Annotated in this window: 13 protein-coding genes and 1 pseudogene; 5 read left to right on the plus strand and 9 right to left on the minus strand. The window is 64.3% G+C overall.

The window, feature by feature from the left end:
• Positions 1-116 precede the first annotated feature (116 nt).
• The gene (gene nagZ, locus O0882_RS07620; protein ID WP_289946624.1) at positions 117-1,658 is read left to right on the plus strand and encodes a beta-N-acetylhexosaminidase; all 1,542 of its coding nucleotides are present in this window, start codon (positions 117-119) and stop codon (positions 1,656-1,658) included.
• A 45-nt stretch (positions 1,659-1,703) separates the two neighbouring features.
• Here the strand turns inward: nagZ and O0882_RS07625 are convergent.
• Positions 1,704-2,693: pseudogene (locus O0882_RS07625) on the minus strand (oxidoreductase).
• Between the two features lie 107 nt (positions 2,694-2,800).
• Between O0882_RS07625 and O0882_RS07630 the strand changes: the two are divergent.
• Positions 2,801-3,721 (plus strand): AraC family transcriptional regulator, encoded by a 921-nt coding sequence (locus O0882_RS07630; RefSeq protein ID WP_289946625.1) that lies wholly within the window; start codon positions 2,801-2,803, stop codon positions 3,719-3,721.
• Between the two features lie 35 nt (positions 3,722-3,756).
• On the opposite strand, the gene O0882_RS07635 is transcribed toward O0882_RS07630, so the two are convergent.
• The 4 genes from O0882_RS07635 to O0882_RS07650 form a co-directional block, all read right to left on the minus strand.
• Complete coding sequence (locus O0882_RS07635; RefSeq protein WP_289946627.1) at positions 3,757-3,918, minus strand: hypothetical protein; 162 nt, start codon at positions 3,916-3,918, stop codon at positions 3,757-3,759.
• A 71-nt stretch (positions 3,919-3,989) separates the two neighbouring features.
• Positions 3,990-4,265, minus strand: a complete 276-nt coding sequence (locus O0882_RS07640; RefSeq protein ID WP_289946629.1) for a hypothetical protein — start codon at positions 4,263-4,265, stop codon at positions 3,990-3,992.
• A 9-nt stretch (positions 4,266-4,274) separates the two neighbouring features.
• Positions 4,275-6,176, minus strand: coding sequence for a ferrous iron transporter B (locus tag O0882_RS07645; protein ID WP_289946631.1), 1,902 nt, complete (start codon positions 6,174-6,176; stop codon positions 4,275-4,277).
• A gap of 2 nt (positions 6,177-6,178) precedes the next feature.
• Complete coding sequence (locus tag O0882_RS07650; protein ID WP_071075209.1) at positions 6,179-6,463, minus strand: FeoA family protein; 285 nt, start codon at positions 6,461-6,463, stop codon at positions 6,179-6,181.
• A 412-nt stretch (positions 6,464-6,875) separates the two neighbouring features.
• Here O0882_RS07650 and O0882_RS07655 point away from each other — a divergent pair, with 412 nt between their 5' ends.
• Together O0882_RS07655 and O0882_RS07660 are read left to right on the plus strand one after the other, a co-directional pair.
• Complete coding sequence (locus tag O0882_RS07655) at positions 6,876-7,091, plus strand: bacterioferritin-associated ferredoxin (RefSeq protein ID WP_131387646.1); 216 nt, start codon at positions 6,876-6,878, stop codon at positions 7,089-7,091.
• A 17-nt stretch (positions 7,092-7,108) separates the two neighbouring features.
• Positions 7,109-7,810, plus strand: a complete 702-nt coding sequence (locus tag O0882_RS07660; RefSeq protein ID WP_289946634.1) for an energy transducer TonB — start codon at positions 7,109-7,111, stop codon at positions 7,808-7,810.
• Between the two features lie 223 nt (positions 7,811-8,033).
• Here the strand turns inward: O0882_RS07660 and O0882_RS07665 are convergent, their stop codons facing one another.
• On the minus strand, positions 8,034-8,714 hold the full coding sequence (locus O0882_RS07665; protein ID WP_289946635.1) for a Fe2+-dependent dioxygenase: 681 nt from the start codon (positions 8,712-8,714) through the stop codon (positions 8,034-8,036).
• A gap of 398 nt (positions 8,715-9,112) precedes the next feature.
• On the opposite strand from O0882_RS07665, the gene bfr reads away from it, so the two are divergent.
• Positions 9,113-9,589 carry a bacterioferritin gene (gene bfr / locus O0882_RS07670; RefSeq protein ID WP_010401839.1) on the plus strand — a complete coding sequence of 159 codons (477 nt, stop codon included), beginning with the start codon at positions 9,113-9,115 and terminating at the stop codon, positions 9,587-9,589.
• Between the two features lie 56 nt (positions 9,590-9,645).
• On the opposite strand, the gene O0882_RS07675 is transcribed toward bfr, so the two are convergent.
• Genes O0882_RS07675 through O0882_RS07685 form a run of 3 tightly spaced genes read right to left on the minus strand, consistent with a single transcriptional unit; the run spans position 9,646 to position 15,143 of the window.
• On the minus strand, positions 9,646-10,974 hold the full coding sequence (locus O0882_RS07675) for an MFS transporter (RefSeq protein WP_289946639.1): 1,329 nt from the start codon (positions 10,972-10,974) through the stop codon (positions 9,646-9,648).
• Positions 10,971-12,833 carry an alpha-amylase family glycosyl hydrolase gene (locus O0882_RS07680; RefSeq protein ID WP_289946641.1) on the minus strand — a complete coding sequence of 621 codons (1,863 nt, stop codon included), beginning with the start codon at positions 12,831-12,833 and terminating at the stop codon, positions 10,971-10,973. Before O0882_RS07680 ends, O0882_RS07675 begins: the two co-directional genes overlap by 4 nt.
• Before the next feature lie 15 nt (positions 12,834-12,848).
• On the minus strand, positions 12,849-15,143 hold the full coding sequence (locus tag O0882_RS07685) for a TonB-dependent receptor (RefSeq protein WP_289946642.1): 2,295 nt from the start codon (positions 15,141-15,143) through the stop codon (positions 12,849-12,851).
• Positions 15,144-15,323 lie beyond the last annotated feature (180 nt).

Below are 15,323 nucleotides of genomic sequence, written 5' to 3' on the forward strand. Positions count from 1 at the left end.
ACAATACCAAAACAAGTACAAAACCAAGGCAGCTTTTCCGGTGACCGCCACGATGCGCCACCACGGTGCCAGAATACGTATGTCGTCGTCACAATAAATACCGGAGGAGTTGCAGCATGGAGCAGGGTTTGCGCGAAAAAGTAGGACAGTTGTTCATGGTGGGCTTCGACGCCCTGCAGGCGGACGAGCATATCAAGACCTTGATACGCGAAAAGAAGGTGGGCGGCGTGATCCTGTTCCGCCGCAACGTGCACACGCCTGCGCAAGTGTCCGCCCTGTGCCGCGAACTGCAGGAAATCAACGCGGAAGTGTCCGACATTCCACTGCTGATCTCCATCGACCAGGAAGGCGGCATGGTCATGCGCATCGAGCAGGGCGTCACGCCGATTCCCGCGGCGATGGCCTTCCAGGCGGCCGGTTCGGTGGAAGATTGCGAGCGCATGAACCAGATCAGCGGCGATGAAATGCGCCAGCTGGGCATCAACCTGCTGCTCGCGCCCGTGCTGGATGTGAACAACAACCGCAACAACCCCGTCATCGGCGTGCGCGCGTATGGCGAGGATGCCGCCACCGTCATAGCCTACGGCATGGCCGCCATGCGCGGCCAGCGCGCCAGCGGCATCGCCGTGACCGCCAAGCACTTCCCCGGCCACGGCGACACGGCCATCGACACGCATTACGCCATGGCCCTGGTGCCGCACGACAAAGAGCGCCTGCGCGCCGTGGAACTGGCGCCGTTCCGCGCGGCCATCGCCGGCGGCGTCGACGCCATCATGACGGCGCACGTGGTCTTCCCCGCCTTCGAGGCCGACACCAGCGTGCCGGCCACCCTCTCCAAGGGCGTGCTGACGGACCTGCTGCGAGGTGAAATGCAATACCAGGGCGTGGTCATTACCGACTGCCTGGAAATGGCGGCCATCGCCGATGGCATCGGCATCGCCCAGGGCGCCATCGCCACCTTGCAGGCAGGCGCCGACATCGTCCTCATCTCGCACCGCGAAGCGCAGCAGACGGCGGCCATCGAGGCCGTCATCGCCGCCGTGGAGCGCGGTGACATTGCGATCGACCGCATCGACGCGGCTTGCGCGCGCGTGGCTGAACTCAAGCGCAACCGTGCCGTGCGCGACTGGCGCAACCGCCCCGTCGCGCCGCCGGCGCTGATGCAGCCGGCCGCCATGGCCCTGTCCCAGCTGCTGCAAAAAGCGGCACTGCGCGTGCAAGGCGAATACCGCGCGCTCGAAGCCAGCCTGCCCGTGACCCTGCTGACGGTGGAAGTGCGCTCGCGCAGCGAGATCGACGAAGTGGCGCTGGGCCGCAACAAGGAAGCGCGCAGCTCGATGCTGCCGGCGCTGCTCGAAGCGGGCCTGGACGTGCGCGAATACGCCTTGTCGGCCGAAGCGCTGGACGAAGAGGTCAACGAGGCCATCGCCTTTGCGCAAGGCGCGCAGCAGATCGTGCTGCAAACGTATAACGCCATGTTCGTCGAGGGCCAGCGCCGTCTGGTCGAAGCCCTGCCGCAGGATAAACTGTGGCTGGTGGCGGGCCGTTTGCCGTATGACCTGGACCTGGCGCCCCACGCGCAAGGCCGCCTGGCCGCCTTCGGCTGCCGCCCGGCCGCGCTGGTGCCGGTCGTCGACAAGCTGGCAGGCAAGGCGTAAAGCCACGCCGCCGTCATGCACATGCCGGGCATTGCCCGGCATTTTTTATGCCGCGTCGCAATCGAAGCGCACGCCCGTCATCTGCTCGCTGAGCGCCCAAAGCTGGCGTGCTTGCGCGGGATCGATCGCCCAGCGCCGCACGCCCGGCCCCGTGCTGTCGTCCGCCACCAGGGTGGCGATGTCGCAATCCTCGCAATACACGCCGCCCATACCTGCGAGCTGCGCGCTGGTGGCGCACCAGACGGCCGTGGCCGCGCCCTGCTCCACATTCTTGAAGCCCGATCGCGGCGGCGGATTCACCTTGCCTGCGTCGTCCAGCGCGCCCACGCGGCGCATGTCATCGAGGTCGAGGTGGCGCAGCAGCGGCGTCAGGATGGCGCCCGGATGCAGCGAATAGGCGCGCACGCCGTGCGCCGCGGCGCGCCGGTCCAGCTCCACGGCAAACAGGGCATTGGCGCTTTTCGACTGCGCATACGCGCGCCATTTGTCGTACGGCTGGCGCAAGAAATGCGGGTCATCCAGGTCGACGCCCGCCTGCCGGTGTCCCAGCGACGACACGCACACCACGCGCGCGCCCCGCGCCTGTCGCAGGGCGGGCCACAAACGCGCCGTCAGCTGGAAATGCCCCAGGTGATTCGTCGCGAACTGCGCCTCGTAGCCGCGCGCATCGCGCAGCAAAGGCGTGGCCATGATACCGGCGCCATTGACCAGCACGTGCAGGGCGCGGCCGGTGGCAAGAAAGGCGGCGGCAAAGGCGTCGATCGATTGCGAATCGAGCAGGTCGAGCGCCGCGACCTCCACGCCGGCCATGCCATCCAGGGCCGCTTGTGCCTAATGCGGGTCGCGCGCCGGCACCAGTACACGGGCGCCAGCACAGGCCAGCACGCGCACCGTTTCCAGCCCCAGGCCCGACGCGCCGCCCGTGACGATGGCCTGCATGCCGGACAGGTCGCGCCCGGCCAGCGCCTCGGTGGCGGTCGTGGTGGCGTCGAAGCCGGAGTGCAGGGGAGTTTGAAGGGTAGTGGTATATGTCATGGCTGCCTGGGCGTGATGGATAAAAACCCATTGTGCGCGCCGCGGCCTGGACTGTGAATGGCGTAAAATCTTTAATACTATCGCCATCGTCCAGAATTGAAGCCGCCATGGATTTGCTCTCCGATGTACTCTCGCTGCTCGATACGCGCAGTTCCTACTTTGCCGGCCTGAAGGCGGGCGGCCACTGGGCCATCGACTTTCCGCCGCCGGACGGCATCAAGTTCAACGCTGTCATCGAAGGCGGCTGCTGGCTGACCGTCACGGGCATCGACGCTCCCGTGCTGCTGCAGACGGGCGACTGCTTCCTGCTGGCGCCTGGGCGCGCGTTTACCCTGGCCAGCACACCCGGCTTGCCGGCCGCGCCGGCGCTGGACGTGTACCGGCACGCGCAGCACGGCGTGGCCCGCCACGGCGCGCCGCAGCACGATTTTTTCCTCATCGGCGGACGCTTCAGCTTTGGCGACGAAGCGGCCATCCTGCTCGACTGCCTGCCGCCGCTACTGCACGTGCGCGGCGATACGGACCAGGCCAGCGTGCTGCACTGGGCCTTGCAACGTCTGGCGCAGGAACTGCAGGCGACGGCGCCCGGCGCGGCGCTGATGACGCGCCACCTGGGCCACATGATGCTGCTGCAGATGCTGCGCCAGTATCTGGCAACGCAAGCGTCGCACCCGGCCGGCTGGCTGTTCGCGCTGGCCGATCCCCGCCTGCGCACGGCCATCGAGGCCATGCATGCGCAACCGGCGCAGCGCTGGACCTTGGCGCAACTGGCCGCCGTCGCGGGACAATCGCGCTCCGCCTTTGCGCTGCACTTCAAGAACAGGGTGGGCGTGACGCCGCTCGACTACCTGCTACGCTGGCGCATGCGCCTGGCCACGCGGCGCCTGAAGGACAGCGGCGCACCCATCGCCGCGATCGCGCAGGCGCTGGGCTACGATTCCGACAGCGCCTTCAGCCATGCCTTCAAACGCGTCATGGCCTGCTCGCCGCGCCAGTACCGGCTGCGCCACGCGGGCGCGCAGGCGTAAAAAAACCCGCAGCTGCGGGTTTTAACAATACAGGGTCAGCGCGCCGCGACTGGCGGCAGGGCCGCCACCGCCAGCAAGGCGAACGGCCCGAGGAACAGGCCGATACCGAACCAGAGTCCCCCGTGGCGCCCACGCCGGCTGGCCAGCAGCCAGGAGGCGATCGCAAACAAAAACATGAAGATCAACAGTATCGCCATTGCCACTCCTTGCCATGCGGAAATCCCAGTGTAGCCCACGGGCGCGCCCATGACCAGACCTACATCAAGCCCTAACGCTGTACCTGTATCAGGATCACGCGCTTGCTGCTGCCGTCTGCCGGCGGCGTGGTGGACGGTGGCGGCGGGCTGTCGCAGGAACCGCAAGAACCGCAACCGCTGCCGCAGCCGGGCGCCACCTTGAAGAAGGCTGACATTTTCGCCTCATCGAGGCCGCAGCGCACCAGGCCACGCACGATGGCGCGGCGCACGCCCGCCGGCAAATACTTGGTCGAAAAATGCAGCAGCGCGGCTGCGACGATCAGGGCGACGATGAGGGTTTGCCACATGGTTTTCTCCTAGGCGCCCAGCATCAGGGCGACGCGATACGTGATGAACGAGGCGGCATACGCCAGCGCGAACATGTAGCCGGCCATCAGCAGCGGATAGCGCCAGCCACCCGTCTCGCGTTTCACCACGGAGAGGGTCGACAGGCACTGCGGCGCGAACACATACCATGCCAGCAAGGACAGCGCGGTGGCCATCGACCATGAATGGGCGATCAGCGGCTCGAGCGTGGTGGCCAGCGCGTCGCCCGTTTGCGACAGCGCATACACGGTGCCCAGGGCGCCGACGGCCACTTCGCGCGCCGCCATGCCGGGTACCAGCGCGATGCAGATCTGCCAGTTGAAACCGATGGGCGCGAAGATCACTTCCAGGCCGCGGCCCAGGATGCCCGCCAGGCTGTAATAGATCGGCGGATGGATCGCGTTGTCCGGCGCGCCGGGGAAGGTGCTGAGGAACCACAGGATGATCATCAGGCTCAGGATGATGGTACCGACGCGCGTGAGGAAAATCTTCGCGCGCTCCCACAGGCTGACGGCCAGGTTGCGCAGATGCGGCCAGTGGTAGGCCGGCAGTTCCAGCATCAGCGGCTGGTTGCCGCGCACGCCCATGCCGCGCTTCATGACCCAGGCCACGGCCATGGCCGAGATGATGCCGGCGAAGTACAGCACGAACAGCACCAGGCCTTGCAGGCTCAGATAGCCCCACACTTCGCGCTGCGGGATGAAGGCGGCGATGATCAGCGCATACACGGGCAGGCGCGCCGAGCACGTCATCAGCGGCGCGATCATGATGGTGACCAGGCGGTCGCGCGGGTTCTGGATGGTGCGCGCCGCCATCACGCCGGGAATGGCGCAGGCAAAGCTCGACAGCAGCGGGATGAAGGCACGGCCCGACAGGCCCACGCCGCCCATCAGGCGGTCCAGCAAAAAGGCCGCGCGCGGCAGGTAGCCGCAGTCTTCCAGGCTCAGGATAAAGAAGAACAGGATCAGGATTTGCGGCAGGAATACCAGCACGCTGCCGACGCCGCCGATGATGCCTTCCACCAGCAAGCTCTTCAGGTGGCCATCGGGCATGTTCGCCGTCAGCAGGGCACCCAGGTGGCCCACGCCATCGGTAATCATTTCCATCGGCGTGGCGGCCCAGGCAAACACGGCCTGGAAGATCAGGAACATCAGCACGGCCAGGATGAGGGGACCGAACACGGGGTGCAGCACCACATCGTCGATTTTTTCCGTCAGGTTGCCCGTGTCGCTGGTGTCATTGCTGACGGCGGCCAGGATGCGGCGTACTTCGCGCTGGGTTTCTTCGACGCTGACGGCATCGATGGCCGCCAGCGGTTTCGCTTCCACGACCGGCAGCGGCAGCATGGCGTCGATGGCGTTCAACAGGGCTTTTTCGCCATCGTGCTGCACTGCCACGGTTTCCACCACGGGCATGCCCAGTTCCTGCGACAGCCTGGCCGTATCGATCAGCATGCCGCGCTTGCGCGCCACGTCCGTCATGTTCAGCGCCAGCAGCATGGGCAAGCCCAGGCGCTTGACTTCCAGCACCAGGCGCAAGTTCAGGCGCAGATTGGTGGCATCGACGACGCAGATGATGGCGTCCGGGCGCGGGTCGCCCTTGCGCAAGCCCCCCACCACGTCGCGCGTGATGGCTTCGTCGGGCGTGGTGGCCGACAGGCTGTAGGCGCCCGGCAGATCGAGCAGGCGCACGGGCGTGCCGGCGGGCGAAGTGAAATGGCCCTCCTTGCGCTCGATGGTCACGCCGGCGTAGTTCGCCACCTTCTGGCGCGCGCCCGTCAAACGGTTGAACAGGGCGGTCTTGCCGCAGTTCGGATTACCCAGCAAGGCAATTTGTGGCTGATGCGGCGGCTTGTGCACGCCCGCTTCCACGATAGTTTCGACAGCACCCATGGTTATTCCGGTTGAAGCAGCGGTTGAATCGTGATCAGCGCCGCTTCGAAGCGGCGCAGTGCGAACGTGGCATTGCCGACCTTGATGGCCAGCGGGTCGCCGCCGGGAATACCGCGCTTGAGCATGCGGATATGTTCGCCAGGAACGAATCCCAGCTCCATCAAGCGGCGGGCGAGGTCGACGCCATCTTCCGTCTGTCCCGCCGTGTGGGGCGTGATATGCAACACCGTGCCGCTCTGGCCGACTGCCAGCGCGTCGAGCGTCATCAAGGGTGGAACTAGAGTCATGAGCAAATTCCGTTCAAATTAAGAACACCGGGACAAACTGCTGCGCGCGGCGCATCGCGTTTGACTTGGGTGTTGTGAGGCAAAACGCAACTGTTGCGCATTACCGACAAGCGGTCTTTCCAACTGTCCGGACGGCGACCGTCCGAGACAATACCAGCATTATAAACATGAATGCGAATTGTTTTTATTTAGCCCGGAGAGTGGCCCCTGTCAAGGGCTACGCCATGCGTACGCAGGCCATATCCACGCGCCGCGCCCAGCCGCCAGGCGCCGCACACTTGATCAAAATCACTTGCATTGTCCCCCGCTTTGCGCGACAATGAAACGTAATGATAATGATTCTCATTAAAACACTAGCAACAATGCTTCAGAGCACTAGTGTCTGTTCATCCTCCAGCCAGAAGGTGTATCAATGATTGTATGTGTCTGCAACAACATATCTGATCGTGAAATCCGTCAAGCCGTCGATCTTGGCCTGTCCAGCATGGCCGAACTGCGCCGCGACCTGGGCGTGGCGACCTGCTGCGGCAAATGCCATACCTGCGCGCGGGAAGTACTGAACGATCACCTGAACGCCACCGTAGTGCTGCAAGAAACCGTATTGATGCGAGCTGTACTGACAAACTAAAGAAAGCGATGAACGCCATGACGATGATGCCCCCGCCCGTAACGGTGCAGGCCGTGCAACAATTTGCCGACTTCGACAAGAAGCGCAACAAGTTCGCGCCGCTGATGGCCATCGTCGTCCTGCATCTCGCCGGCTTTTACGCCATCCAGAGCGGCCTGCTGAGCCGCGTCGTCACGGCGGCCATGCCGACCATCACCACCATCAGCATCATCGCCCCGCCGGCGCCACCCAAGCCGCCGGCACCGTCGGTGCCAAAAACCGTGGAACTGAGTGCTCCCGTACCGCGCGCCGTCATCCCGCCGCTGCCGCTGATCGCCGTGGCACCGAGCGAACCGACGATCACGCCGCCGCAGCCGACGCGTGCCGAAGCGGCCCCCGTGGCCACCGCCGCGCCGACTGCGCCAGCCGCACCGTCGCCGACACCACCGGCGCCGTCCACGCCGCGTACCGTCAGCAGCGTCGAATACATCAAGGCGCCGCAACTGATCTACCCGAATTTGTCGCGCCGCCTGGGCGAAAGTGGCACCGTGGTATTGCGCATCCTGATCAATGAAAAGGGTTTGCCGGAGCAAATCCTGATCCATAAATCGACCGGCTACAGCAACCTCGATGAAGCGGGCCGCCAGGCTGCGCAGCGCGCGCTGTTCAAGCCGATGATCGAAAACGGCAAGCCTGTTCCCGTCTACGTTTTAGTACCGCTGACCTTCCAACTGAGCTAGCCTTCCGGCGGCCTTCGCGCCGCTGCCAGCCCGCAAGCACCGCACCCTGTGCCCTGCTTGCTTTTTTGCGCCCTGTTTTCTGTACCAGTCAAGCAACTGCTTGTTTCAGTCTGCCAGCCTACATCCCCGGGCCAGGCAGACTTTTTTTTGCCCAAGGGGTCAGACCCGAGGGGGGAATGGGCCCCAATGGGGCCCATTCCGCTCGCGCAGCGACTGACCCTTTTTACATCTCCGCCCACATCCTGAGCAGGTTGTGATAATGCCCCGTCAGACCCACCGTCGCGGGCGAATCGCCGTGCTCGCCGCGCACGCTCTGGATGTTTTGATCGAGCTCGAACAGCATGCTGCGTTTCCAGTCCTCGCGCACCATGCTTTGCGTCCACAGGAAGGAGCAGATACGCTCGCCGCTGGTGACGGGCAGCACCTGATGCACGCTGCTCGAGGGATACACGATCACGTCGCCGGCCGGCAATTTCACCTCATGCGTGCCGTAGGAGTCGACCACCACCAGCTCGCCGCCTTCGTACTCGTCCGGCTCGCTCAGGAACACGGTCGAGGAGACGTCGGCACGCATCGACTGCAGGCCGTTTTTCGGCGTGCGGATGGCGCCGTCGATATGCAGGCCATAGTGCTCGCCACCCGCATAGCTGTTGAAGAACGGCGGCAGGATGCGCAGCGGCAGCACGGCGGCGAAGAACAGCGGATTGGCCATCAGCGCGCGGCTGACGATCTCGCCCAGCTCCAGCGCCAGCGGCGAACCTTCGGCCAGCTGGCGGTTGCGCTTGACCTGCGCCCCTTGCGCCCCGACGCTGGCACGCCCGTCGACCCAGTCCGTCTGCGCCAGGCGCTGGCGAAACTGCGTCACCTGTTCCGGCGTCAGCACACCGGGTATATGCAGCATCATCTTGCTATCCTTTTTCAATAAAATTGCTGCCTGATTATCGCATCGCCGGCAGCGGTCAAGAAGACACAAAAGCAAGAACGGACCAACATTTCCCGCCTTTTCAGCGCAGCCACATAGCAGCATGAACGCGAATGAGAATGGCCTTCATTTTCCTTAACAAATAAAAAACGGGAAAATGGGGCAATCCATTTGAGAATGGGTTTTATTCGCACGATATTTACGTTAAAAAGACGGAAAAACACCGTTTCGCAGCAAAAAACGCCCCTATTTTGCGCTATCATGCGGGCATAGCGAGACCGGCAACCTGCGCGCCACCAGGCAGCCCAGCGCCACCCGGCAGTGAACGCCAGCAGCCTCCGGTTTCATCATCGAACGCGACACAGAACAAAGGAATTCCCATGAAGGGCGATAAAGAAGTCATCCGCATGCTCAACGCACAGCTCACCAACGAACTGTCGGCCATCAACCAGTACTTCCTGCATGCGCGCATGTACAAGCACTGGGGCCTGGAAAAGCTGGGCAAGAAGGAATACGAAGAATCGATCGGCGAAATGAAACACGCCGACAAGCTGATCGACCGCATCCTGATGCTCGACGGCCTGCCTAACCTGCAAGCGCTGCACAAGCTGCTGATCGGCGAGAACACGCCGGAAATGCTGGAATGCGACTTGAAGCTGGAGCGCGCCGCGCACGCCACCGTCAAGGAAGGCATCGCCATCAGCGAAAAAGCGGGCGACTACGTTTCGCGCGACCTGTTCCTGATGATCCTGGAAGACACGGAAGAGCATATCGACTGGCTCGAAACGCAGATCGACCTGATCGCCAAAGTCGGTATTCAAAATTATCTGCAAAGCCAGATGGCGGTTGAAGAGTAATCCTTTCGCAGCATCGTAAAAAAACCGGCAATTGCCGGTTTTTTTTACGTCCGTCCTCAAGTCTTTGTGGCCTGCGGCGAGCGCAGCTTGACGAACAGCACCGCCACCGCCGCGCACAGCAACAGGGCGCCGGCCAGCCGGATGACGTTCTCCGGATTGCCGCCCAGCCAGCTGCGGTAATACAGGGGCAGAGTAAATATCTGGATGATCATCGGGATGACGATGAACATGTTGAATATACCCATGTACACGCCCGTGCGCTCGGGCGGAATGCAGCCGGCCAGCATGATGTAGGGATTGCCCATGATGCTGGCCCAGGCCAGGCCCACGCCCAGCATGGGCAGCAACAGCAGCACCGGGCTGTGGATCAGCGGGATGCTCAGCATGCCGATACCGGCCGCGCACAGGCACAGGCTGTGCATGCGCTTGGGGCCGAAACGGCGCGTGAACGGCACCAGCGCAAAGGCGGCGACAAAGGCGACGAAATTGTAGAAGGCGCCCACCTGCCCGTTCAGCAGGCCCGCGTCGCGAAAGCCTTGCGAAGCGGGGTCCGTCGTGTGGAACAGGGTGGCCGCCAGCGACAGCGCAATGTACTGCCAGTAGCAGAACATGGCGTACCACTGGAACAGGTTGACGAGGGCCAGCTGCTTCATCGTCGGCGGCATGTCGCGCAGGGCCGCGCCGATATCGGCCAGCGTGTGGCGCCAGCCCGGCGGGCGGCTGCGGATGGCCGCCAGCTCGCTGGCAGTAAGCGGGTTTTCCGGCGTCGTCTTCAAGGTCCACAGCACCGAGGCCAGCGAGAACACGGCGCCGATCAGGAAGGCGGCGATGACGATGTGCGGTATATGGCTGCCATTGACGGCATCCTTGTTCATGCCCAGCATGACCAGCAGCGATGGCGTCAGATAGGCCAGCGTTTGCCCCAGCCCCGTAAACGCGCTTTGCGTGAGAAAACCCAGCGAATGCTGCTTCTTGTCGAGCTTGTCGCTGACGAAGGCGCGGTACGGCTCCATCGTCACGTTGTTGGCCGCGTCGAGTATCCACAGCAGGCTGGCGGCCATCCACAGGGTGGGACTGAACGGCATGGCCAGCAGGCCCAGGCTGCACAGGATGGCGCCGATCAGGAAGTACGGCGTGCGGCGGCCCCAGCGCGTCACCGTGCGGTCGCTCATGGCGCCGATCAGCGGTTGCACGAGCAGCCCCGTCATGGGACCGGCCAGCCACAAATATGGCAGGCTCGCCTCGTCGGCGCCCAGGTATTTGTAGATGGGGCTCATGCTGCTTTGCTGCAACCCGAAGCTGAACTGGATGCCGAAAAAACCGACATTCATGTTGACGATCTGCCAGAACGACAGATGCGGACGGTGCGTGCTGGCGTCGCTCATGACTGCTCCCTTTCCAGCCACAGCATATGCCAGGGCTGCAGGCCCACCGTGCCGGCCAGCACGCTGCCATCGAGGCTGTTGCGCCACTCGCCTGCGGGCAAAGTGAAACGCTGGCTGGTGCCGCTGAAATTGCTCAGGTTGAGAAACGCGTCGCCGCGCAGCAGCGCCAGCACGGCCGGCGTGTCGGCGGGCAGCACGCTGCGCGGCGCGGCGGCGGCCAAGGCCGGCAAGCGCCCGCGCGCGTCGACCAGCTGGCGCAGCGCCAGGTACAGCCGGCCGCTGGCGCTCACGCCATCGTGGCGCCATGCCAGCAGGCTGTCGTCGAACGCGGGGCGCTGCAGCCAGCGGCTGTCCATCGCCCGGTCCGCGCGCTGCGTGTAACTGTGATCGTTGGTCATGCCCAGTTCATCGCCCATGTACAGCACCGGCAAGGCGCCAAAGCTCAATGCCAGGCCATGCAGCAGCAGCAGGCGGCGCAACGCGTATTCCTGCTCCTGCACCGTGACGGCGCTTTCCAGGCCGGCCAGCGAGGCGGCCATGCCGTTGCTGCCATGCGCCTTGTCGGCGCTGCTGCTCTGGAAGGCCGCGCCGCGCGCATAGCTGCCGGGGGCACCGGCAAAGAAGCGGGCGATGCGCGCCAGGCGCGCCGGCCCGTCCGCACCCGCTTCATTAAGCAGCACGTTCCAGCCGATGTCGTCGTGGCAGCGCACATAACTGAGCCAGCTTGCGGCCGGCGGCAGCGGCGGCGTGGCGGCGATCACCTGCTGCAGCAAGTCCGTGCTTTCCTCGGCCAGCGCGCCCCAGCCGGCGGCCATCAGGCTGCTGTGATAAGCGATATGGCATTCGGGCGCGGCATCGCCGCCAAAATAGGCGGGCAGCTTGGGCGTGGGCACGATGGCTTCGGCCTTGAGCAGCACGCCAGGCGCGACGATGGCGGCAATCGCCCGCAATGCTTGCAGCAGGCTGTGGGCTTCGGGCTGGTTCATGCAGTCCGTGCCTTCGCGCTTCCACAGGAAGGCCGTCGAATCGAGGCGGAACACTTCGATGCCCTTGTTGGCCAGGCCCAGCATGGCGCCGGCCATGGCCGCGAAGACTGCCGGATTGGCGTAGTTCAAGTCCCACTGATACGGATAAAACGTGGTCCAGACCCAGCGCTGCAGCTCTGGCACGAAGGTGAAATTGCCCGGCGCCGCCTGCGGGAAGACCTGGCCCACGGTCTGCTCGTAGCGGTCCGGCTGCACGCGGTCGGGATAGGTGTGGAAAAAATCGCGCAGCAGCGGGTCGCCCGCCTTCGCGCCCAGCGCCCATGCATGGTCGTCGGCCACGTGATTGAGGATCAGGTCCGAGCACAGGCTGATGCCAGCCGTGCGCAGCTGCGCCGTCAACGCCAGCAAGTCGGCATTGCTGCCCAGCGCGGGGTCGACTTCCTCGAAGCTGGCGACGGCAAAGCCGCCATCGCTTTCACCGGCACGCGCACGCAAAAAGGGCAGCAAATGCAGATACGTCACGCCCAGTTCACGCAGGTGGGCAATGCGTTCGGCCACGCCTTGCAGGTTGCCGCCGAAGCGCTGCACATACGCGCTGTAGCCCAGCATGGACTGGCTGGCAAACCAGTCCGGCTGCGCTTCGCGCTGCGCATCTTGCCACAGCAGCGCCGGCGCGCGCGCCGCGTACAGCCGGCCCACGCTTTCCATCAGGTCGCCCAGCCAAGGCAGGAAGTCCGGCCGCTGGCCATACAGGCTGCCCAGGCGGTCGAGCAAGACCGCCTCCTGGCGCGCGTAGCGGCGTGCCGCATCGGCGCGCAAGTGCGTGGGGAGCGGCGCCAGCAGGCGCGCCAGGGGGCTGCGTATCGACATCATGAATCCTATCCTTGCTTAAAATGCGTATTTCAGGCTGACCTTGACGGCGCGCCCCGTGATCGAGCGGGCCGCATGGCCATCGCCCTCGACTTCCGTATAGCCGATCTTGTTGAGCAGATTATTCGCCGTCAGCGCCACCTGCATTTGTGGCGTCAACTGGTAATTGACGAAGGCATTGAGCACCTGGTAGGCGGGCAAGGTGATCGTGTGCGCATCGTCGCCCCACGACTTGCCCGTGCCGACCAGGCTCGCACCCAGGGTGGCCGATCCCCATTCATAGGTGGGCGCGATCTGGTACACGACGCGCGCCTGGCGCCGCGGCGTGTTGCCGATCAGCGCCACATCGGCCGCCGCCGTGCCCGTGATTTCGGCATCCGTGAACGTCAGGCCGCCATTGATGCGGAAGTCGCCGGCGCTGTAGGCCGCTTCCAGCTCCACGCCCTTGGCTTCATAGCTGTTGGCCGTGCGCAGCTGGGTGGTCGCCTCGTAATTGCTTTCCTTGGTCTTGGCCTGGAACACGGTGACGAAGGTGCTCAGGGGACCCTGGCGCCATTTCACGCCGCCTTCGAGCTGGCGCACGGTGTTCATCGCCACCGGCACGCTGCCATCGAGCGGCGTACCGAACAGGATGCGGTCGGCATTGAACGCCACGCCTTCGCTGACGCGGGCAAACACGGCCAGGTTCGCTTGCAGTTTGTAGTTCGCGCCCAGCGAGTACGAGGTGTGGCCCAGGGTGTAGTCGACCTGCTGCACCGTCGACGGCAGATAGGCTTGCGCGCCGGTGGCGATATTGGCCGTGCCGCTGGCGTGCTGGCGGTCGCGCCGCAGGCCGCCATCGAGGTTCAGCGCGCCGCTTTCCCAGGCCAGGTTCAGGTACGGCGACGTCGTGCGGTATTCCATGTCGACGGCGCGCGAGCAGCAGGCGCCGAAGGCCGGGCCGATGTAGCCGGGCGTGCCGCTGGCCGTTTGCAACAGCGCCGGCTGGTCGCCCGTGGCCTGCATCAGGTATTCATTGAAGTTCCAGGTCAGGCCCAGCTTTTGCTGCGACAGGTACAGGCCGGCCGTGGTGGTCAGCTTGCCGCTGTCAAGAACAAACGTCTTGGCCAGCTTGGTGTCGCTCAAGGTATTGCTGGCGTCGTCGATCGAGGTATTGAACACCACGGCGGAAAACGCGCGGCCCGTGTAGGGCTTGCCCTGGTTCGGGCCGCTGGCAAATACATAGCTGCCGTCGCTGCCGTTATTCGACGGGAACACACCCGTGAAGCGGCCCGAATTGTCCGCGTAGCGGAAGTTTTCGCTCACGCTCCAGCCCTGCCCCAGCTTGAACGAGGCTTCCAGGCCCACGGTATCGCTTTTGACGTGCAAGCCGTCGTTGACGCGGGTGGCCACGCGCTGGTTATCCTTGTTCAGCACCATGTCGGGCACCCAGTACGGCGAATAGAAACTGGCCTTGCGCGGGTCGATGCCGGCGATTTCCGTGATGCGGCCATTGCGTACGCTGACCGGCACCGGCAGGGCCGTGGGCGACTGGTCGTCGAGGTGCTTGAACGACAGGCGCACGAAGCCGCTGTCGAATTCATGCGTGACATTGCCGCGGATCTGGCCGCCCTTTTCGCTGTTGACGCCACTGTGGCGGATGCCTTCGCCCGTGCGCCAGGAGCCGCCGATGAAAAAGCGCGTGCGTTCCGAGATCGGCGCGCCATAGTCGAAGTCCACGCGCGTCTGGTCGTAGCCCAGGCCGCGGCTGATGGCCACGCTGCCACCCTGCTCCTTGCCATTCTTGCTGATGAAATTGATGATGCCACCCGGCGAATTGGTGGCCAGGGTGGAGGCCGAACCGCCGCGCACCACTTCCAGGTGGTCCAGCGTGGAATCGATTTTCACGAAGCTGTCGGGCGTGGTGAAGTTGAAGTCGCCGAACTGCAGCACCGGCAAGCCGTCTTCCTGGATCTGCACATAGCGCGCGCCGCCGGCGGAAATGGGCAGGCCGCGCACGGTGATGTTGGCATTGCCTTCGCCACCCGAGGATTCGGCCCGCAAGCCCGGTACCGAGCGCAGGACTTCGGCGGCGCTGGTCGGCGCGTTGTGCAGGATGGTGTCGAGTTCCATGCTGCTGACGGAATTGCTCGATTTCATTTTCGACGTGCCGCCGGTGCTGCCCGTGACCACGATGCGTTCCAGGTTCAGGCCATCGGCGGGGGCGGCGCTGGCGGTGTCGGCGATCGATTGTGCCTGGGCTGCGCCCCATTGCAGCATGGCCAGGGCGACGGCGGCGGCCATGCAGCCGCGTTGAGCAGTACGTGTCTTCATCTTGTCTCCAGTGTTGTATGCCGATACATCGAGGTATCCGCTTGTTATGAGTCCTGGCCGCCGCATGCCGTGGCGCGCTGGCTGAGCCGGTACGTCATTATTCAACGAATAAAAATTTATTGCAATCGATTGCAATCTAGCACTGCAACATGAAAATGTTGTTGTTTTTAAGAGAATATT

Source organism: Janthinobacterium sp. SUN073, assembly GCF_030397665.1.
Classification (GTDB): Bacteria; Pseudomonadota; Gammaproteobacteria; order Burkholderiales; family Burkholderiaceae_D; genus Janthinobacterium.